Annotated in this window: 8 protein-coding genes; 4 read left to right on the top strand and 4 right to left on the bottom strand. The window is 62.3% G+C overall.

Going from position 1 to position 21,291, the window contains the following annotated elements:
• Nucleotides 1-9 precede the first annotated feature (9 nt).
• From BLU52_RS16325 to BLU52_RS16315, 3 genes are read right to left on the bottom strand one after another with little or no spacing between them, the layout of a single operon-like run.
• Nucleotides 10-1,626, bottom strand: coding sequence for an acyl-CoA carboxylase subunit beta (locus BLU52_RS16325; protein ID WP_090284867.1), 1,617 nt, complete (start codon nt 1,624-1,626; stop codon nt 10-12).
• Between the two features lie 3 nt (nt 1,627-1,629).
• Nucleotides 1,630-2,499, bottom strand: coding sequence for an SDR family oxidoreductase (locus BLU52_RS16320; protein WP_090284865.1), 870 nt, complete (start codon nt 2,497-2,499; stop codon nt 1,630-1,632).
• Nucleotides 2,500-2,511: 12 nt separating this feature from the next.
• Nucleotides 2,512-4,296, bottom strand: coding sequence for an acyclic terpene utilization AtuA family protein (locus tag BLU52_RS16315; RefSeq protein WP_090284863.1), 1,785 nt, complete (start codon nt 4,294-4,296; stop codon nt 2,512-2,514).
• A gap of 184 nt (nt 4,297-4,480) precedes the next feature.
• On the opposite strand from BLU52_RS16315, the gene BLU52_RS16310 reads away from it, so the two are divergent.
• From BLU52_RS16310 to BLU52_RS16300, 3 genes are all read left to right on the top strand, one after another.
• Nucleotides 4,481-5,104, top strand: a complete 624-nt coding sequence (locus BLU52_RS16310; protein ID WP_090284861.1) for a TetR/AcrR family transcriptional regulator — start codon at nt 4,481-4,483, stop codon at nt 5,102-5,104.
• Between the two features lie 92 nt (nt 5,105-5,196).
• Nucleotides 5,197-5,994, top strand: a complete 798-nt coding sequence (locus tag BLU52_RS16305) for a substrate-binding periplasmic protein (protein ID WP_090284855.1) — start codon at nt 5,197-5,199, stop codon at nt 5,992-5,994.
• Nucleotides 5,995-6,079: 85 nt separating this feature from the next.
• A complete protein-coding gene (locus BLU52_RS16300) occupies nt 6,080-7,093 on the top strand; it encodes a GNAT family N-acetyltransferase (protein WP_090284853.1) in 1,014 nt (337 codons plus the stop codon).
• Between the two features lie 125 nt (nt 7,094-7,218).
• On the opposite strand, the gene BLU52_RS16295 is transcribed toward BLU52_RS16300, so the two are convergent.
• Nucleotides 7,219-7,773, bottom strand: coding sequence for an RNA polymerase factor sigma-70 (locus tag BLU52_RS16295; RefSeq protein WP_090284852.1), 555 nt, complete (start codon nt 7,771-7,773; stop codon nt 7,219-7,221).
• Nucleotides 7,774-8,144: 371 nt separating this feature from the next.
• Here BLU52_RS16295 and BLU52_RS16290 point away from each other — a divergent pair, with 371 nt between their 5' ends.
• The gene (locus BLU52_RS16290; protein ID WP_090284849.1) at nt 8,145-21,143 is read left to right on the top strand and encodes a non-ribosomal peptide synthetase; all 12,999 of its coding nucleotides are present in this window, start codon (nt 8,145-8,147) and stop codon (nt 21,141-21,143) included.
• The last annotated feature ends 148 nt before the right edge of the window (nt 21,144-21,291 follow it).

Here is a 21,291-nt window from a genome sequence, read left to right as displayed (position 1 = left end):
CCGTGACGGTCAGAAGCGGCTGACGCCGAAGCTGCTGGGTTGCAGCTTACGAACGTCGGCTTCGTGGCAGATGTCCAGCAGATAGCCGAGCAGGGTGCGCGTGTCGCGCGGGTCGATCAGCCCGTCGTCCCACAGGTTGGCGCTGCCGTAGAGCGCCGTGGACTGGCTGTCGAGTTTCTGCGCGGTGACCTGTTCGAGCATGTCGAGCATTTTCGGGTCCGGCACCAGGCCGTCTTTCAGCTGTTTGGCCTCGGTGACGATACGCAACACCTTGCCGGCCTGCGCACCGCCCATCACTGCGGTGCGGCTGTTCGGCCAGGCGAAAATGAAGCGTGGATCGAGCCCGCGACCGCACATCGCATAGTTGCCGGCACCGTAGGAGCCACCGACCACCAGAGTCAGTTTAGGCACCCGCGCATTGGCCACCGCTTGAATCAGTTTCGAGCCGTGTTTGATTACGCCTTGCTGTTCCGATTCGGTGCCGACCATGAAGCCTGTGGTGTTGTGGAAAAACAGCAGCGGGATCTGGCTCTGATCGCATAACTGGATGAACTGCGCGGCTTTGCTCGCACCGTTCGGGGTGATCGGGCCGTTATTGCCGATGAAACCGCAGGCGCGGCCCTGAATCTTCAAATGGCCACACAGGGTTTGCTGATCGTATTCGCCCTTGAACTCGACGAAGTTCGATTCATCGGCGATGCGCGCGATGATTTCGCGCACGTCGTAGGGCTTTTTCGGATCGTCCGGGATCAGCCCGAGCAATTCGTCGATGGGATAGAGCGGCTCTTTGTATTGCGGCTCCGGCCGCCACGGCAATTGTTCGTTCCACGGCAGCATGCGCAGGATATCGCGCACCTGGCGCACGCCATCGGCGTCGTTTTCGGCCAGGTACTCGGCGGTCCCGGCGACCTGCGCGTGCATCTCGGCGCCGCCGAGTTCTTCATCGGTAGCCACTTCGCCGGTGGCAGCCTTGAGCAACGGCGGCCCGGCGAGGAACAATTTGGCCTTGCCGCGCACCACCACCACATAATCCGACAAACCGGGCTGATACGCGCCGCCCGCGGTGGCCGAGCCGTGCACCACGGTAATCTGTGGCAGGCCCAGCGCCGACAGCCGCGCCTGATTGGCGAAGCTGCGCGCGCCTTCGACGAAAATCTCCGCGGCGTAATTGAGATTGGCGCCGCCGCTTTCGGCGAGGGTGATCATCGGCAGTTTGTTTTCCAGGGCGATCTGTTGCAGGCGCAGGGATTTTTTCAGGCCGCTGGGCGAGATCGTTCCGCCCTTGATCGCGCTGTTGTTGGCGACCACCATCGCGCGAATGCCGCAGACGTAACCGATGCCGGCGATCAAGCCGCCACCGGCTGCGCTGCCGTCCTTGTCATCGTGCAGTTTGTAGCCCGCCAGACTCGCCAGCTCCAGAAACGGCGCGCCGGGATCGAGTAACAGGTTCAGGCGTTCGCGCGGCAACAGCTGCCCGCGCTGAGCAAATTTCGCCTTGGCTTCGGCAGCCTTGTTCAGCAGGTTCTGTTCCAGCTGCTGCACGTGTTCGATGGCGGCGAGCATCGCTGCACGGTTGCGTGCAAAGGCTTCGCTGTGTGGATCGAGTTGCGACTGGATCTGCGCCATGGCCTATTCCTTGTCCTTGAGCACGTCAGGCAGGTACGCCCGATGAAATCCGTTGAACGACTCACTGTGCGTCGCCTTATGCAGGGGCCACGCGCGACTGCCGAGGCTGGCCGCGCCGTCGATTTTCAAGGTGCTGCCGCTGATGAACGCCGCCGCCGGGCTGAGCAGAAACACGATCGCCGCGCTGACTTCCGATTCGGTGCCGATGCGCTTGATCGGCACATGTTCGCGCAAGGTCGGAATCACCGCTTTGAACGCGCCCTGATAAGTGTCCATGCCGCTGGAAGCGATCCAGCCCGGCGCCACCGCATTGACTCGAACCCCGGCGTAACCCCACTCGACGGCCGCGGTTTTGGTGAAGTTGTCCATGCCCGAGCGCGCAGCGCCAGAGTGGCCCATGCCGGGCATGCCACCCCACATATCGGCGAGCATGTTGACGATGTTGCCGCCGTGTTTGCTCATCGACTGGTTGAACACTTCCCGGGCCATCAGAAATCCACCGACCAGATTGGTCCGTAGCACGGTCTCGAAACCTTTCTGATTGATTGAAGCCAGCGGCGACGGATACTGGCCGCCGGCATTGTTGACCAGACCGTGAATCGGCCCGTGTGCGGCAATCAGCTCACTGACCAGCAGTTTTACCGCTTCTTCATCACGGATATCGCAGGCCTGCCAGTGCGCGCGTCCACCGTCGTCGGCGATTTCGGCGGCGACGCGTTCGAGCTTTTCAGGCTTGCGCCCGACCAGCAGCACGTTGGCCCCGAGCGCCGCCAGTTCATGCGCGGTACAACGGCCGATGCCGCTGCCGCCACCGGTGACGATAATGCTCTGGCCGCTGAACAACCCGGCCTGAAAAATCGATGCGTACGCCATGGAGCTCAACCTCTAGTCGAGTTGTTCGGCGATGCTCTGCGGCACCGCGATGCGGATTTCCAGCAATTGTTGGGCGAAGGCCTTGCCTTGCGGATCGATGCGCAGACTGGCGACACCGCCGCCGCCGAGGGCGTTTTCCAGCAGGAAGTTGAGGCTGTGGGTGCCGGGCAGGTACCAGCGCTCGACCCGACCGTTGTCCGGGTCAAGCACATGGCTCATCCAGTCTGCGACCACCGCTGGCGTCAGCGCTGCGGCGATCCACGGCAGATATTCGGGTTTGCGCGGCATGACGCCGATGTTGCTGTGATTGCCTTTGTCGCCGGAACGCGCGACCGCGAGTTTTACCAGCGGCACATCGGTGTCAGCGCGGCCCTGCGGTTCGGGCGGTTGATGGGGCAGGGCTGAGGTCGGGTTTTGCGTTATGGCGGGCGCGGGCAGGCTGCACGGATGACGTTCGCCAGCCATATCGACGTGCAGCGTACAGACGCTTTTATCGATCAGAAACGAAAACAGGCGGATCAGCGGATACACCGTCGGACGGCCGCCGACGATGCCGGTCAACCCCGGCGCCATGCCGGTCGCGGCCTGAGCGATTTCCTTGGAGAACAGCACCAGCGCTCGTTTATCCGGGTGGCGCACGGCGAGTTTGATCACCACTTCGCGGCTGTCCTGACGCTGACCGTGCGGGCCGTAGGTGGCCTCGCTGCCAAGCAGTTCGACATGGGTTTCGCTGTAGGGCGCCCAGCCGCGCTGGCTGAACATTTCTGCGGTTTTGTCGATGATCGCCTGACTGACGCGCCGCGCCTTGGCGACCGCATCAATGCCGGCGATCAGGCAACTGGCGGTGCAGCGAAAACCGTCCGGGTAAGTCGCGCTGACCTTGTATTGATCGCCGGGTGGCAAGCCCTTGGCGCCATGCACATTGACGGCGTTTTTGCCCTGTTGCCGCAGTTCGACCTGAGTGAAATCACAGATCACATCGGGCAGCCGATACGCCTGTGGATCGCCGATTTCATACAGCATCTGCTCGCCGACGGTCAGCGCTGTGATCAGGCCGCCGCTGCCTTCGGGTTTGCTGACGATGAACTGGCTGTCGGCGCTGACCTCGACGATCGGAAAACCGATGTGTTCGTAATCCGGCACGTCGCGCCAATCGGTGAAGTTGCCGCCGGTGCATTGCGCGCCGCATTCGATGATGTGCCCGGCCAGTGCGGCCTGGGCCAGTTTGTCGTAGTCATGCCATGACCAGCCAAATTCATGCACCAGTGCCGCGCTGACCACGGCGCTGTCGACTACCCGGCCGGTAATGACGATATCGGCGCCGAGCTTCAGCGCTTCGACGATGCCCGGTGCGCCGAGGTAAGCATTGGTCGACACGCACAGCGGCGGCAGTGGGGCGCCCGTGAACATTTCAGTGATACCGCTGAGCTGGCGCAGTTGAGGCTGCAGGTCATCGCCAATTAACACAGCGATTTTCAGCGCGACGCCGACGCGATCACACGCGGCTTGCAGGGCGGCGGCGCAGGCCTGTGGATTGACCCCGCCGGCGTTGCTGATGACGCGGATGTGCTGCTCGGCCAATTGCGGCAGCAGCGGTGTCAGCACTTCGATGAAATCACTGGCGTACCCGGCCTGTGGGTCTTTCATGCGCGCGCCGGCCATGATCGACATCGTGATCTCGGCCAGATAATCGAACACCAGATAATCCAGGCGCCCGCCGGCTACCAGTTGCGCGGCGGCGGTCGACGTGTCGCCCCAGAAGGCGCTGGCGCATCCGATACGCACGGTATTTGGCATTTTTATCTCCGGCTCAGCGATCTGCGACAGAAGTGTCTGGAGGCTACCAAGCAAGCGCTTGGTTTGTAAACAGTTGAAACTATCTTCTGCCCAAGCGCTTGCTTGGTTGCCGCTGGCGGCTTAAATTGCGCGCAACCCTGCGGTTTCAGGGGGCAAGACACTGATCGACTGTAGGAGAGAACGGGTGGACGAGCAAAAAGCCCTGAGGGTCATGCGCGATTTGGTCGATAGTGGCCAGTTGACCGACCCCGACAGCGCCCGCGGAAAATTGCTACAAGTGGCGGCTCACCTGTTCCGCAACAAAGGCTACGAACGCACCACCGTGCGCGATCTGGCCGGCGCGGTCGGCATCCAGTCAGGGAGCATTTTTCATCACTTCAAAAGCAAGGACGAGATCCTGCGCGCGGTAATGGAAGAAACCATTCGCTACAACACCGCATTGATGCGCGCGGCGCTGGCCGACGCGGCCGATGTCCGCGAGCGCGTGCTGGCGCTGATTCGCTGCGAATTGCAGTCGATCATGGGCGGCAGCGGCGAGGCCATGGCGGTGCTGGTCTATGAGTGGCGCTCGCTGTCCGAAGAAGGCCAGGCCAAAGTGCTGGCGCTGCGCGACGTCTACGAAGACATCTGGTTGCAAGTACTGGGCGAAGCCAAAGACGCCGGATTTATCCGTGGCGACGTTTTTATTACGCGACGTTTCCTGACTGGCGCACTGTCCTGGACCACTACCTGGTTCCGTGCCGGCGGCAGTTTAAGCCTCGATCAGTTGGCCGACGAGGCGCTGATTCTGGTCCTCGAAGAGCGCTGAGCCACTTTCTATCCGGCCGGGAAACTGGCTAACTGGGCGAAACCGCCTAGCTTGAATGCATTGATCGGTATTTTTTCGGGGAGTGGGGTGTTTTGAAGTCTTTGCCAATTCGGACCGTCGCGGGGTTGATGCTCGCAGCGCTGGCTGCATTATGGGTATTGCCCGCTCAGGCCGCGCAATTGGTCCGGGTCGGCGCGGCGCATTTTCCGCCGTACACCATCCGCCCGGAAAACGGCGCCGATACCGGTCTGTTGCCGCAATTGGTCGAAGCGCTGAACCGCCTGCAAAGCGACTATCAGTTCGTCCTGGTGCCCACGTCGATTCCCCGGCGTTTCGGTGATTTCAAGCAGGGCCGGATCGACATGGCGATCTTCGAGAACCCTGAATGGGGTTGGAAAGACATCCCCCACAGCGACGTCGACATGGGCCTTGAAGATGCCGAGATTTTCGTCGCGCAGCGTGCAGATGGCCGTCAGCAAAACTATTTCGCCGACCTCAAAGGCAAGCGTCTGGCGCTGTTCAGCGGCTATCACTACGAATTCGCGGCCTTCAATGCCGACCCCAAATTCCTCGCGCAGCAATTCAACGCGACGCTGACCTATTCCCACGACAGCAACCTGCTGATGGTGCTGCGCTCACGCGCCGACATCGCCCTGGTGACCCGCTCGTACCTCAGTGATTACCTGCTGCGTAACGAGAAGGTCCGTGATGAGTTGCTCGTCTCGCAGCGTGTCGATCAGATCTACCACCACTATGCGATTCTGCGCCCGACGGCACCGATCAGCGGCGTGGCCTTCGGCAAGCTGTTGCAGGGGCTGCGCGACAACGGCGAAATGCTGAAGATTTTCGATCCGTACAAAATCGCCGTGGTGCCAGTGCTCAATCGCTGAGCGCCATTTGCGCTGAAAGCCTAAATTTCCGCCTGCCGCTCACGTCACATCGTCTAACTGTCGACGATTATCGTGAGCCCACCCCATGTCCAATCTGAATGACCTGACTGCCCTGGCCTTGCCTTCGGGCAGTCAACTGATCGCTGATGCCAGCGAAAGCCGTTTGAGCCTGAGCCTCGACGGCCAGCCGCTGATTCGTCTGCGCCTTGATCGCGACGCGAAAGGCCCGATCCAGATCGATGAGCGCTTCGCGTTGCCGCCGGGGCAAGCGCTGTGGGCTGCCTGTTACTGGCTGTTTGCGCGCGATCCGGCGTGCCAGCAATTGACCTGGCAACTGGATCAACCACCGACCGAGGCTTTGCTCAGTGGCTTGCTGATCAGCACCGAGGTGAGCGGCGAATATCGCTGCGAACGCACGCTGTTCTGGCAATTGCCGCAACCCTGGCTGGGGACTTCGTTGACCGGCAGTTATCCGCAACAAATGATCATCAGCGAAGGCAAACGCCATCCCCGGCGCCCGGTCAAACCGCGCGGTGAAGTCTATCGGCGTTTTGATGCACGGCTCGGCGCCTGGATTTCCTTGCGAACCGTCGAAATCGAAGATGATTTGCCGCGTTTCAACCGTTGGCAGAACAGCCCGCGGGTGGCCAGTTTCTGGCAGGAAGAGGGCAGCCTCGACAAGCACCGCGAATACCTCAGTAAACTCGACGCCGACCCGCACACGCTGACCTTGATCGGCTGTTTCGACGATCAGCCGTTTGCCTATTTCGAAGCTTATTGGGCCAAGGAAGATCGCATCGCGCCGTTCTATGACGCCGATGATTACGATCGCGGCATCCACATGCTGGTCGGTGAGGAAAACCACCGCGGCCCGCACAAAGTGGCGAGCTGGTTATCGGCGCTGGTGCATTACCTGTTTCTTGATGATCCGCGCACGCAACGGGTGGTCGCCGAGCCCCGCGCCGACAACGCGAAGATGATCGGCCACATGCACAACCAGTGTTTTCACTGCGAGAAGGAATTCGACTTTCCGCACAAGCGCGCGGCACTGATGATGCTGGGGCGTGAGCGGTTTTTTGATCGCTGCAGCCTGGCTTGATGATCCAGTGATCTTGGGGCCGCTATCGCCAGCAGGGCTGGCTCCCACAGGGGGTTTGTGTCGTCCACGCCCCCCCTGTGGGAGCTAGCCCTGCTGGCGATTGAATACACCACAAATCCTGCTGTTTACCTGCGACCCACAGCCACCGTATCGCGCCGACTGCCCGAAACCTTGCGGCAGTGCACCAGTGCATCACGAATCATGAAGTTGACCAAGGTCGGCGAGACGCCGAGTTCCTTGGCGATGTCCTTTTGCGGCACGCCGTGCAGGCGATACATCTCGAACGCATAGCGTGTGCGGCTGGGCAGCTCGGTCAGGGCGTCGGCGATGTTTTCCAGGGTCGAGAAATTGATGTGCGAGGTTTCCGGCGAAGCACCCTGGATGACCACATTCAGCCCTTCCTCTTCAGGGCCGGAGTATTTCTGCTCAAGCGCCTGTTTGCGGTAGTGATCGATGGCGAGGTTGCGCACGATCTGGAACAGATAACTCAGTTGCGCCTTGATCGACGAGGTGATCGGTGGCGCCGATTGCAGGCGGAAAAACGCATCCTGCACCACGTCCTCGGCGCGCGAGCGACAACCGGTAATGCGCGCGGCGATCTTGACCAGAATCAGCCGGTTATCGACGAATGCCTGAAGTAGCGGTGAATCGCACCTGCTTGTGGATACTTGTTCCGTCATGGAAATCACCTTGCTGCCAAATTGGTTCGTGGGACGCCCCTGGGGGCAGGGCTGTCCTACACATCGAGCGACAAATTATGTTGAATGATAATGATTGTCAATTGAGAAAGAGAACTAATGCTGCAAGCAAGTGTGTTTTGCGAACTGCGACACGCCGCCGCACCCCGGCCCCGTTGAGGGGCGCGCCCGTCGACTAATTATTTGCAGACGTCATCCGTTCTCATCTGTGAATGGCCGCGGGTATAGCGCCCGGCCAGACGGCATTCGATGCCTTGCGCGGTCGGCACAGACCGCGCCCCTGCATGCCTTTTCGCAAGGCGTGACGCCGCAACCCGATTCCATCAGCAAGCCGAATTCAGGCAGGAAACCTCATGACCGACGCGTTCGAACTCCCCAGCACCCTGGTCCAAGCCCTTCAGCGCCGCGCGGCCCTGACGCCGGATCGACTGGCCTTGCGTTTTCTTGCCGAAAACCAGGAGCAGGCTGTGGTGCTCAGTTATCGCGAACTCGATCGGCGGGCGCGGACCATCGCTGCCGCGTTGCAGGCCGAGGCCGAGTCGGGCGACCGTGCGGTGTTGCTGTTTCCCAGCGGCCCGGATTACGTCGCGGCGTTTTTCGGTTGCCTGTACGCCGGCGTGATCGCAGTGCCGGCCTATCCGCCGGAATCGGCACGGCGTCATCATCAGGAACGACTGCTGTCGATCATTGCCGATGCCGAACCGCGCCTGTTGCTGACCAGCGCCGATCTGCGCGACGCCTTGCAGCAGATCGAAGGCGCGCCGCCGCTGCTGTGCGTCGACAGCCTCGGCGAGGCGCTGGCAGAGAACTGGCTCGAGCCGACGCTGACGGCAGATCACATCGCCTTCCTGCAATACACCTCCGGCTCCACCGCATTGCCCAAAGGTGTGCAGGTCAGCCACGGCAATCTGGTCGCCAACGAACAGTTGATCCGCCACGGTTTCGGCATCGACGTCAATCCGGACGATGTGATCGTCAGCTGGCTGCCGCTGTACCACGACATGGGGCTGATCGGCGGTTTACTGCAGCCGATCTTCAGCGGCGTGCCGTGCATACTCATGTCGCCAGCGTATTTCCTCGGTCGACCGTTGCGCTGGCTGGAAGCGATCAGCGAATACGGCGGCACCATCAGTGGCGGGCCGGATTTTGCCTATCGCTTGTGCAGCGAACGGGTCAGCGAATCCGCCCTGGCGCGTCTGGATCTGAGCCGCTGGCGTGTGGCGTATTCCGGCTCCGAGCCGATCCGGCTCGACAGCCTCGAACGCTTCGCCGAAAAATTTGCCGCGTGCGGTTTCAGCGCTGACAGTTTCATGGCTTCGTATGGGCTGGCCGAAGCGACGCTGTTCGTTGCCGGCACGCCGCGCGGCACCGGTATTCCAGCCTTGCGTGTCGACGATCAAGCCTTGGCGCAGAACCGCGCCGAACCGGGTGAGGGCAGTGCGATCATGAGCTGCGGCATCAGCCAACCGGGCCACGCGGTACTGATCGTCGAACCGAATTCACTGAAAGAACTGGCCGACAACGCCGTCGGTGAAGTCTGGGCCTCCGGGCCGAGCATCGCTCACGGCTACTGGCGCAACCCCGAGGCCAGCGCCAAGACCTTCGTCGAGCACGCCGGCCGTACCTGGTTGCGCACCGGTGATCTGGGTTTTCTGCGCGACGGCGAGCTGTTCATCACCGGGCGCCTGAAAGACATGCTGATCGTGCGCGGTCACAACCTCTATCCGCAGGACATCGAGAAGACCGTCGAGAACGAAGTGGAAGTGGTGCGCAAGGGCCGCGTCGCTGCGTTCGCCGTCAATCACGAGGGCGAGGAGAGCATCGGCATCGCCGCGGAAATCAGCCGCAGCGTGCAGAAAATCCTGCCGCCGGAAGCCTTGATCAAAGCCATTCGCCAAGCCGTGGCCGAGGCGTATCAACAGGCGCCAAGCGTGGTGATCCTGCTCAATCCGGGCGCCTTGCCGAAAACTTCCAGCGGCAAATTGCAGCGCTCGGCGTGCCGCACAGGTCTGGCCGATGGCAGCCTCGACAGCTATGCGCTGTTCCCGTCGACGACGGCCGAATCCCGGGCCGCGCCCACCAGTGGCTCGGATCTGCAAGCGCGGATCGGGCAGATCTGGGCCGAGCAACTGAACGTCAAACAGGTCGCCGGCGACGATCATTTTTTCCTGCTCGGCGGCAACTCGATCGCGGCCACGCAAGTGATCGCCCGGGTGCGCGAAGAACTCGCGCTGGAGCTGAACCTGCGTCTGCTGTTCGAAGCGCCAACCCTGTCGGCGTTCGCCGCCGCTGTGGCGCAACAGCAGCAGGCCAGCGGCAGCGCCCAAGGTGCAATCGCCGCGTTGCCGCGCAGCGAGCCGATGCCGCAATCGCTGGCGCAAAACCGCTTGTGGATCACCTGGCAACTTGATCCGCACAGCAGCGCCTACAACATTCCGGGTGCCTTGCGCTTGCGCGGTGAACTCGACGAGGTCGCCCTGCGCAGCAGTTTTCAGCAACTGATCAAGCGCCACGAATCCCTGCGCACACGCTTCTTCGAGCGCGACGGCGTCGCCTTGCAGCAAGTGCTGGCCGCCGGCGAATTCAATCTGCAAGTGATCGACCTCAGCGAACTTCCGGCTAACGAGCGCGAAGCCCGCGCACAGCAAATCCGCGATGACCAGGCGCATACGCAATTCGATCTGGAAAAAGGTCCGCTGCTGCGGGTGACTCTGCTGCGCCTCGACGACGAGGATCACCAATTGCTGGTGACGATGCACCACATCATCGCCGACGGTTGGTCGCTGAATATTCTGCTCGACGAATTCTCGCGCCTGTACGTCGCCGCCAGCCAAGGCGCGACGGCTGAACTGCCAGCGCTGCCCACGCACTACGCCGACTACGGCAACTGGCAGCGCCAATGGCTGGCACAAGGCGAGGGCGAGCGGCAACTGGCGTACTGGCAAGCACAACTGGGCGATGAGCACCCGGCGCTCGAACTGGCCACCGATCACCCACGCTCCGCCAGGCAAAAACACAGCGCAGCGCGGCATAGCCTGCGTCTGGAGGCGAGCCTCGGCGAAGCCATCCGCAACACGGCGCAGGCGCATGAATCGACCACCTTCATGCTGTTGCTCGCCGCTTTGCAAAGCCTGTTGTATCGCTACAGCGGTCAGCGCGACATTCGCATTGGCGTGCCCAACGCCAACCGTCCGCGCCTGGAAACCCAAGGATTGATCGGTTTTTTCATCAACACCCAGGTGCTGCGTGCACAGATCGATTCGCGCCAGTCGTTTGCCCAACTGCTGGCCCAGACACGGCTGGCGGCACTTGGCGCACAAGCGCATCAGGATCTGCCGTTCGAACAACTGCTCGAAGTGTTTCCGCAGGCGCGCGAAAAAGGGCTGTTTCAGGTCATGTTCAATCATCAGCAGCGCGACCTCAGTGCGCTCAAGCGCTTGCCGGGGCTGCTCGCCGAAGAGCTGCCGTGGCACAGCCGCGAAGCCAAGTTCGACCTGCAACTGCACAGCGAAGAAGACCGCAACGGGCGTCTGACCTTGTCCTTCGATTACGCCAGCGAACTGTTCGACGCGGCCACCATCGAGCGACTGGCCGAGCACTTCTGCAACCTGTTGCGCGATGCCTGCGAGCACCCGCAGCAGGCGATCGGCGATCTGCAATTGCTGGCACCCGATGAACAGCAGCACCAGCAACAGTGGAGCGCAGAACCCTGCGCCCCGGCGCAACAATGGCTGCCGGAACTGCTCAATCAACAGGCAGGCCTGACCCCGCAGCGCACGGCGCTGGTGTGGGACGGCGGCAGTCTCGATTTCGCCGAACTGCATACGCAAGCCAACCGCCTCGCACATTATTTGCGCGACAAAGGCGTTGGTCCGGATGTTTGCGTTGGGATCGCCGCCGAGCGTTCGCCGCAACTGCTGATCGGTCTGTTGGCAATCATCAAGGCTGGCGGCGCCTACGTGCCGCTGGACCCGGATTATCCGGCCGAGCGGCTGGCCTACATGCTGCGCGACAGCGGCGTCGAATTGCTCCTGACCCAGACTCGACTGCTCGAGCACTTGCCATCCAGCGACGGCGTCAGCGTGATCGCCATGGACGCGTTGCATCTGGAAAACTGGCCGAGCCAGGCGCCGGGTCTGCACCTGCATGGCGACAACCTCGCTTACGTGATTTACACCTCGGGTTCCACCGGCCAGCCAAAAGGCGTCGGCAATACTCACGCGGCACTGGCCGAACGTCTGCAATGGATGCAGAACACCTACCGTCTCGATGAAACCGATGTGCTGATGCAAAAAGCGCCGATCGGTTTCGACGTCTCGGTGTGGGAGTGTTTCTGGCCATTGATCACTGGTGCGCGATTGTTGCTCGCCGGTCCCGGTGAACATCGCGATCCGCATCGCATCGCCCGGCTCGTGCAACAGTTTGGCGTGACCACGCTGCATTTCGTGCCACCGCTGCTGGCGTTGTTCATCGACGAACCGCTGAGCATTGAATGCACCAGCCTGCGTCGGGTCTTTTCTGGCGGTGAAGCGCTGCCCGCCGAACTGCGCAACCGCGTGCTGGCGCAACTGCCAGCGGTGCAGCTGCATAACCGTTATGGTCCGACCGAAACCGCGATCAACGTCACCCACTGGCATTGCACTGCTGCCGATGGTGAACGCTCGCCGATTGGCCGTCCATTGGGCAACGTGATCTGCCGGGTGCTGGATGCTGATATGAATCTGTTGCCGGCCGGTGTGCCGGGCGAGTTGTGCATCAGCGGCATCGGTCTGGCTCGCGGTTACCTGGCGCGTCCGTCGTTGACCGCCGAACGCTTTGTCGTCGATCCACTGGGCGAGCAGGGCGCACGTTTGTACCGCACGGGCGACCGCGCACGCTGGACCCGTGACGGCGTGATCGAATACCTCGGCCGTCTCGATCAACAGGTCAAGCTGCGCGGCTTTCGCGTTGAACTTGAAGAAATCCAGGCACGGTTGCTTGCCCAGGATGGCGTCGCCCAAGCCGTGGTGCTGGTGCGTGAAACGGCTGCGGGCGGGCAACTGGTCGGCTACTTCACCGCCAGCGATTCCAGCGAAAATCACGATGAGCAGATCACCCGCCTGAAAGCCGCACTGGCCGCCGAGCTGCCGGAATACATGGTCCCGGCGCAGCTGCTGCGCCTCGACGCGATGCCATTGAGCCCCAGCGGCAAACTCGATCGCCGTGCCTTGCCCGAGCCGCAATGGCAGATGCGCGAACACGTCGAACCGGTGACTGAACTGCAACAGCAGATCGCCGCGATCTGGGGTGAAGTGCTGGGCCTGACCCGGGTCGGCCTGCGCGACGACTTCTTCGCCCTTGGTGGTCATTCGCTGCTGGCCACGCAAATCATCTCGCGCACCCGTCAGGCCTGCGATGTCGAGCTGCCGCTGCGTGCTTTGTTCGAGCACAGCGAACTCGCTGATTTCGCCGAGCAGGTTCGCCAGATCCAGCTCAGCGGACGCACCAACGAACAGCCACCGATCGCCAAAGTCGATCGCAGCCAAGCGGTGCCGCTGTCCTATTCGCAACAGCGCATGTGGTTCCTCTGGCAGATGGAACCGGACAGCCCGGCGTACAACGTCGGCGGCATGGCGCGGCTGCGCGGCGTGTTGCACGTCGAGCATTTTGAAGCGGCCCTGCAAGCGCTGATCCTGCGTCACGAAACCCTGCGCACCACATTCCCCAGCATCGACGGCGTCGCCCGTCAGCAGGTGCATGGCGAAACAGGTGTGCGCATGGGCTGGAAGGATTTTTCCGGATCTGCTCCTGAAGTGCGTGAGCAACAGGTCCAGCAACTGGCTGACGAAGAAGCGCATCGGCCGTTCGATCTGGAAACCGGCCCGCTGCTGCGCGCCTGTCTGGTAAAGACTGCAGAGCACGAGCATTACTTCGTCCTGACCCTGCACCACATCGTCACCGAAGGCTGGGCGATGGACATCTTCGCCCGCGAACTCAGTGCGTTGTATGAAGCCTTTGTCGATGAGCGCGAATCACCCCTGGAGCCGCTGCCGGTGCAGTACCTGGACTACAGCGTCTGGCAGCGCCACTGGCTGGAATCCGGCGAGCGTCAGCGTCAGCTCGACTACTGGACCGCCCACCTGGGCCGCGAACATCCATTGCTGGAGCTGCCGGGCGATCGTCCACGACCACCGGTGCAAAGCCATCAGGGCGAACTGTTCCGTTTCGACTTGAGCGACGACCTCGCCGCGCGCGTGCGGGCATTCAATGCGCAGCACGGTCTGACCCTGTTCATGACCATGACGGCTGCGCTCGCCACCTTGCTGTACCGCTACAGCGGCCAGCCCGATCTGCGCATCGGCGCGCCGGTGGCCAACCGCATCCGCCCGGAAAGCGAAGGGCTGATCGGTGCCTTCCTCAATACCCAGGTGCTGCGTTGCCAGCTCGACGGCATGATGTCGGTCGGCGAATTGTTCGAGCAGGTACGCCACACGGTGATCGAAGGCCAGTCGCATCAGGATCTGCCGTTCGATCATCTGGTCGAAGCGTTGCAGCCGCCGCGCAGCGCTGCGTACAACCCGTTGTTTCAGGTGATGTGCAACGTGCAGCGCTGGGAGTTCCAGCAGAGCCGCAGCCTGGCCGGCATGACCGTCGAGTACCTGGCCAACGATGCCCGCGCGACCAAATTCGATCTCAACCTGGAGGTCACCGACCTCGATCAGCGCCTCGGTTGCTGCCTGACCTACAGCACCGATCTGTTCGACGAGCCGACCATCGCGCGCATGGCCGGGCATTGGCGCAACCTGCTTGAGGCACTGATCGCCGACCCGCAGCAACGCCTCGGCGAACTGCCGCTGCTCGACCCAGCCGAGCAACAACACTTGCTCGACAGCCTGGGTGTCGAGGCGGGCGTGCACCGTCTCGACCAGTGCATCCATCACCTGTTCGCCGAACAGGCACTGGCGCGCCAGGACGCACCGGCGCTGACCTTTGCCAGGCAAACCCTGAGCTACGCCGAACTCGATGCCCGCGCCAATCGTCTGGCCTGGGCCCTGCGCGAACGCGGCGTTGGTCCGCAAGTGCGGGTCGGACTGGCGCTGGAGCGTTCGCTGGAAATGGTCATCGGCCTGCTGGCGATTCTCAAGGCCGGCGGCGCGTATGTGCCGCTCGACCCGGAATACCCGCTCGACCGTCTGCACTACATGATCGAAGACAGCCGCATCGGTCTGCTGCTCAGCGATCGGGCAATGTTCGCCGCCCTCGGCGAACTGCCGCAGGGCGTCGTGCGCTGGTGCCTGGAAGACGACAGCGCGGCACTCGCCGATTACCCAGTGACCGAGCTGCCTTTGATCAGTCTGCCGCAGCATCAGGCGTACCTGATCTACACCTCCGGTTCGACCGGCAAACCGAAAGGCGTGGTGGTTTCCCACGGCGAAATCGCCATGCACTGCCAAGCGGTGATCGAACGTTTCGGCATGCGCCCCGACGACTGTGAACTGCACTTCTATTCGATCAATTTCGACGCCGCCACCGAACGGCTGCTGGTGCCATTGCTCAGTGGCGCGCAGGTGGTGCTTCGCGCGCAAGGTCAGTGGGACGCCGAGGAAATCTGCGGTTTGATCCGTGACCATCGGATCAATGTCCTCGGTTTCACGCCGAGTTATGGCAGCCAGTTGGCGCAGTTCCTCGCCACGCAAAATCAAATCCTGCCAGTGCGGATGATCATTACCGGCGGCGAAGCGCTGACCGGCGAACACCTGCAACGGATTCGTGCAGCCTTCAAACCGGCGCTGTTCTTCAATGCCTATGGCCCAACGGAAACCGTGGTCATGCCGCTGGCCAGTCTGGCGCCAGAGGTGCTGGAGGAAGGCGCTGGCAGCGTGCCGATCGGCAGCGTGATCGGCGCGCGCGTGGCGTACATTCTCGACGCTGATCTGGCGCTGGTGCCGCAGGGTGCCACCGGTGAACTGTTCATCGGTGGCGCCGGGCTGGCGCAGGCCTATCACGACCGTCCGGGCATCAGCGCGGAGCGGTTTGTCGCCGATCCGTTTGCCGCTGATGGCGGGCGCATGTACCGCACCGGCGATCTGGTGCGCCAGCGAGCCGATGGGCTGGTGGAATATCTGGGGCGTATCGATCATCAGGTGAAGATTCGCGGTTTCCGCATCGAACTCGGTGAAATCGAAACCCGCCTGCTCGATCACGATTCGATTCGCGAAGCGGTGGTACTCGCACTGGATGCGCCAAGCGGCAAGCAACTGGTCGGCTATCTGGTGACTGAAGTCGCCGGGCAAAGCGAAGCCAGCCAGATCGAACTGCGCGAAGCGCTGAAGGCGCACCTCAAGGCACAACTGCCGGATTACATGGTGCCGACCCACCTGATTCTGCTGGCGAGCATGCCGCTGACCGCCAACGGCAAACTCGACCGCCGCGCCTTGCCCGCGCCAGACCCTGAGCTCAACCGTCAGGACTATGTGGCGCCGAGCAATGAGCTGGAGCAGAGCCTCGCGCAGATCTGGTGTGAAGTGCTCAACGTCAAACGAGTTGGCCTTAACGACAACTTCTTCGAACTCGGCGGCGACTCGATTCTGTCGATTCAGGTGGTCAGCCGCGCGCGTCAACAGGGCATTCATTTCAGCCCGCGGGATCTGTTCCAGCATCAGACCGTGCAGAGCCTCGCCGCCGTCGCCAGCTGCACCGAGCGGGTGACGGCCGAACAAGGTCTGGTGGTAGGCGAGTCGCGCCTGACGCCGATTCAGCATTGGTTCTTCGACACCGACATTCCCCAGCGACAGCACTGGAACCAGGCGCTGCTGCTGGAGCCGAGCGCGATGCTGCAAGCGCAGATTCTGGGGCAAGCGCTGCTGGCGGTGATCGAGCAGCACGATGCATTGCGTCTGCGTTTCGCCGAGGTCAATGGTCAGTGGCAAGCGACCCATGAATCGCTGTCCGCTGCGAATTTTTTCTGGCATCGCCGCGTCGAATCGATGGAAGCTTGCCAAGCCCTGTTCGCCGAGGCCCAGCGCAGCCTCGATCTGGCGCAAGGCCCGCTGCTACGGGCGGTGCTGGTCGATGGCCCGCAAGGCCAGCAACGTCTGTTCATGGCGATTCATCACTTGGTGGTCGACGGTGTCTCGTGGCGCGTGTTGCTCGACGATGTGCAAACGGTCTATCGCCAACTCGACGCCGAGCAGCCGCTGCAGCTGCCGGCGAAAACCAGCGCGTTCAAGGACTGGGCCGCGCGTTTGCAGGCCTACGCCGGCAGCGAATCCCTGCGCGAAGAACTCGGTTGGTGGCAGGCCCAACTGGCCGGGCCGAGCGCCGATCTGCCTTGTGCGAATCCACAGGGCGGGCGACAGAATCGTCACGCGCAAACCGTCAGCGTACGCCTCGATGCCGAGCGTACCCGGCAACTGCTGCAACAGGCGCCGAGCGCTTACCGCACGCAGGTCAACGACTTGCTGCTGACCGCGCTGGCCCGTGTGCTGTGCCGTTGGACGGGCGAGGCGTCGGCGCTGATTCAACTGGAAGGTCACGGCCGCGAAGCCCTGTTTGAAGACATCGATCTGACCCGCACGGTCGGCTGGTTCACCAGCGCTTACCCGCTGCGCCTGACGCCGTGCGCCAGTGAAGAAAGCGCCGGGCAGGGCGCGGCGATCAAAGCGATCAAAGAACAATTGCGTGCAGTGCCGCACAAAGGCCTGGGTTACGGTGTGCTGCGTTATCTGGCTGAGGACGCCAGCCGTGCGAGCATGACCGCGCTGCCGAACGCGCCAATCACCTTCAACTACCTCGGTCAGTTCGACCAGAGCTTCGCCAGCGATGCGCTGTTCCGTCCGCTCGACGAGCCGGTCGGTGCCGCCCACGATCTGCAGGCGCCGTTGCCAAATGAATTGAGTGTCGACGGCCAAGTCTACGGCGGCGAACTGCAGCTACGCTGGACCTTCAGCGCCGAGCGTTTCGACGCCCGGACCATTAACGATCTGGCCGACGCCTACCTGACTGAGCTGCAAGATCTGATCGCCCATTGCCTGCAAGACGAGGCCGGTGGCCTGACGCCCTCGGACTTCCCGCTGGCGCAACTGACCCAGGCGCAACTCGATGCGCTGCCGGTGCCGGCCGCGCACATTGAAGACGTCTATCCGCTGACGCCGATGCAGGAGGGCATGCTGCTGCACACCTTGCTCGAACCGGGCACTGGTCTGTACTACATGCAGGATCGCTACCGCATCAACAGCGAACTCGAACCCGAGCGTTTCGCCCAGGCCTGGCAGGCAGTGGTCGCCCGGCATGAAGCGTTGCGCGCATCGTTCTGCTGGAACGTCGGCGCGGACATGCTGCAAGTGATCCACACGCCGGGTCGCACGCCGATCGAATACCTGGACTGGAGCACCATCGCCGAGGCCGAGCAGGAACCGCAGTTGCAAGCGCTGCTGAAAAGCGAGCGCGAGGCGGGTTTCGATCTGCTCGTTCAGGCGCCGTTTCATCTGCGCCTGATCAAGGTCGGCGCGGCGCGTTACTGGTTCATGATGAGCAATCACCACATCCTTATCGATGCCTGGTGCCGCTCGTTGCTGATGAACGATTTCTTCGAGATCTACAGCGCTCTCGGCGAAGGCCGCGAAGCGCAGTTGAGCACGCCGCCGCGTTATCGCGATTACATCGGCTGGCTGCAACGTCAGAGCCTGGCCGAGGCGCGGCAGTGGTGGCAGCAGAATCTGCAAGGCTTCGAGCGCACCACACCGATCCCGAGCGACCGTCCGTTCCTGCGTGAACATGCCGGCGAAAGCGGTGGGATGATCGTCGGCGACTGCTACACCCGCCTCAATGTCGAGGACGGTGCGCGGCTGCGTGAACTGGCGCAGGCGCATCAGCTGACCATCAACACGTTTGCGCAAGCCGCGTGGGCGCTGGTCCTGCGCCGCCTCAGCGGTGATCGCGACGTGCTGTTTGGCGTCACCGTGGCCGGGCGCCCGGTGGACATGCCGGAAATGCAACGCACCGTCGGTCTGTTCATCAACAGCATTGCGCTGCGGGTGCAGATGCCGGCGGACGATGAACGCTGCAGCGTGCGGCACTGGCTGAGCGCGCTGCTCGACCGCAACATGCAGTTGCGCGAGTACGAATATTTGCCTTTGGTGAACATTCAGGAACAGAGCGAATTGCCCAAGGGCCAGCCGCTGTTCGACAGCCTGTTCGTCTTTGAAAACGCCCCGGTGGAAGTCTCGGTGCTGGACCGCGCGCAGAGCCTCAACGCGACCTCGGATTCCGGCCGGACCCACACCAACTTCCCGCTGACGGCGGTGTGTTACCCGGGCGATGACCTCGGCCTGCACCTGTCGTATGACCAGCGCTATTTCGACGAATCGACGGTCCAGCGCCTGCTCGCTGAGTTCAAGCGCTTGCTGCTGGCGCTGGTCGAGGGTTTCCATGGCAACATGGCCGAGCTGCCGCTGCTCGATGCGCAGGAGCAGGAGTTCCTGCTGCACGGGTGCAACCAGAGTGCGCAGGATTATCCGCTGGAGCAGAGTTACGTGGCGCTTTTCGAAGCGCAGGTCGCCGCGCATCCGCAACGCATTGCTGCCAGTTATCTCGATCAGCAACTAAGCTATGCCGAACTGAATCAGCGCGCCAACCGTCTCGGTCATGCGTTGATCGCCGCCGGGGTGCAGTTCGATCAACCGGTGGCGCTGCTGGGCGAACGCAATCTCGACCTGCTCGGCATGATTGTCGGCAGCTTCAAGGCCGGCGCCGGCTATCTGCCGCTGGACCCGGGCCTGCCGAGCCAGCGCCTGCAACGTATCGTCGAGCTGAGCCGCACGCCGGTGCTGGTCTGCAGTCAGGCCTGCCGCGAACAGGCGCAAGCATTGCTCGATGAATGTGGTTGCGCCCATCGCCCACGGTTGTTGGTCTGGGAAGAGCTTCAGGCCGCGGCGACCTCGGTGGAGAACCCTGGCCTCTACAGCGCCCCGGACAACCTCGCTTACGTGATCTACACCTCGGGCTCCACCGGATTGCCGAAAGGGGTGATGGTCGAACAGCGCGGCATGCTTAACAATCAGTTGAGCAAGGTGCCGTATCTGCAACTGAGCGAAACCGATGTGATCGCGCAGACCGCTTCGCAAAGTTTCGACATTTCGGTCTGGCAGTTCCTCGCTGCGCCGTTGTTCGGCGCGCGGGTCGACATCGTGCCGAACGCCATCGCCCATGATCCGCAGGGTTTGCTGGTGCATGTGCAAGCGCAGGGCATCACCGTGCTGGAAAGTGTGCCGTCGCTGATTCAGGGCATGCTCGCCTCCGAGCGCCTGAGCCTGGATGGCTTGCGCTGGATGCTGCCAACCGGTGAAGCGATGCCGCCTGAGCTGGCGCACCAATGGCTGCTGCGTTACCCGGACATTGGTCTGGTCAACGCCTATGGCCCGGCCGAGTGCTCGGACGATGTGGCGTTCTTCCGTGTCGACCTCGCATCGACGCGTGGCAGCTATCTGCCGATCGGTACGCCGACCGACAACAACTTGCTGTATCTCCTCGACGGTGCGCTGGAGCTGGTGCCGTTGGGCGCGGTGGGTGAACTCTGCGTGGCCGGCACCGGTGTCGGTCGCGGTTATGTCAGCGATCCGCTACGGACTGCGCCGGTGTTTGTGCCGAATCCGTTCGGTGCGCCGGGCGAGCGTCTGTATCGCACCGGAGATCTGGCGCGGCGGCGCAACGATGGCGTGCTGGAGTATGTCGGCCGCGTTGATCATCAGGTGAAGATTCGCGGTTACCGCATCGAACTGGGCGAGATCGAAGCACGCCTGCATGAACAGCCGGAAGTGCGCGACGGCGCAGTCGGTGTGCAGGAGGGGGCTAACGGCAAACATCTGGTGGGTTACCTGGTCGCAGCGGATTCCACACTGAACCCGAACGAACGCCTGGAGCGAATCAAACAGCGCCTGCGCGCCGAACTGCCGGAATACATGGTGCCGCTGCACTGGCTGTGGCTCGATCAACTGCCGCTCAACGCCAACGGCAAGCTCGACCGCAAAGCCCTGCCAGCGCTGGAAATCGGTCAGTTGCACAGCCACGACTATCTGGCGCCACGCAATGAGCTGGAGCAAACCCTGGCGGGTATCTGGGCCGAGGTGCTGAAGGTCGACAAGGTCGGTGTGCGTGACAACTTCTTCGAGCTGGGTGGGCATTCATTGCTGGCCACGCAGATTGCCTCGCGGGTGCAGAAAACCCTGCAGCGCGACGTGCCGCTGCGGGCGATGTTCGAATGCAGCACAGTGGAGGAGTTGGCCGATTACATCGATGGACTGGCGGCGAGTGACATCACTGAGGAGAAGGTTGATCGGTTGAATGATCTGATGGCAGCGCTGGAAGGGCTTTGATTATTTAGTGTCTGAACCGGCGCCATCGCGAGCAGGCTCACTCCTACAGGGGGAACGCGTTTCAAATTGTAGGAGTGAGCCTGCTCGCGATGGCGTCAGTTAATTCAACACAAATCAACCGGTACATCACTGTACATTTCCAAGGTTG

The sequence above is a fragment of the Pseudomonas granadensis genome (genome assembly GCF_900105485.1).
Taxonomy (GTDB): Bacteria; Pseudomonadota; Gammaproteobacteria; order Pseudomonadales; family Pseudomonadaceae; genus Aquipseudomonas; species Aquipseudomonas granadensis.
This window is presented reverse-complemented; position numbering and strand designations above follow the sequence as displayed.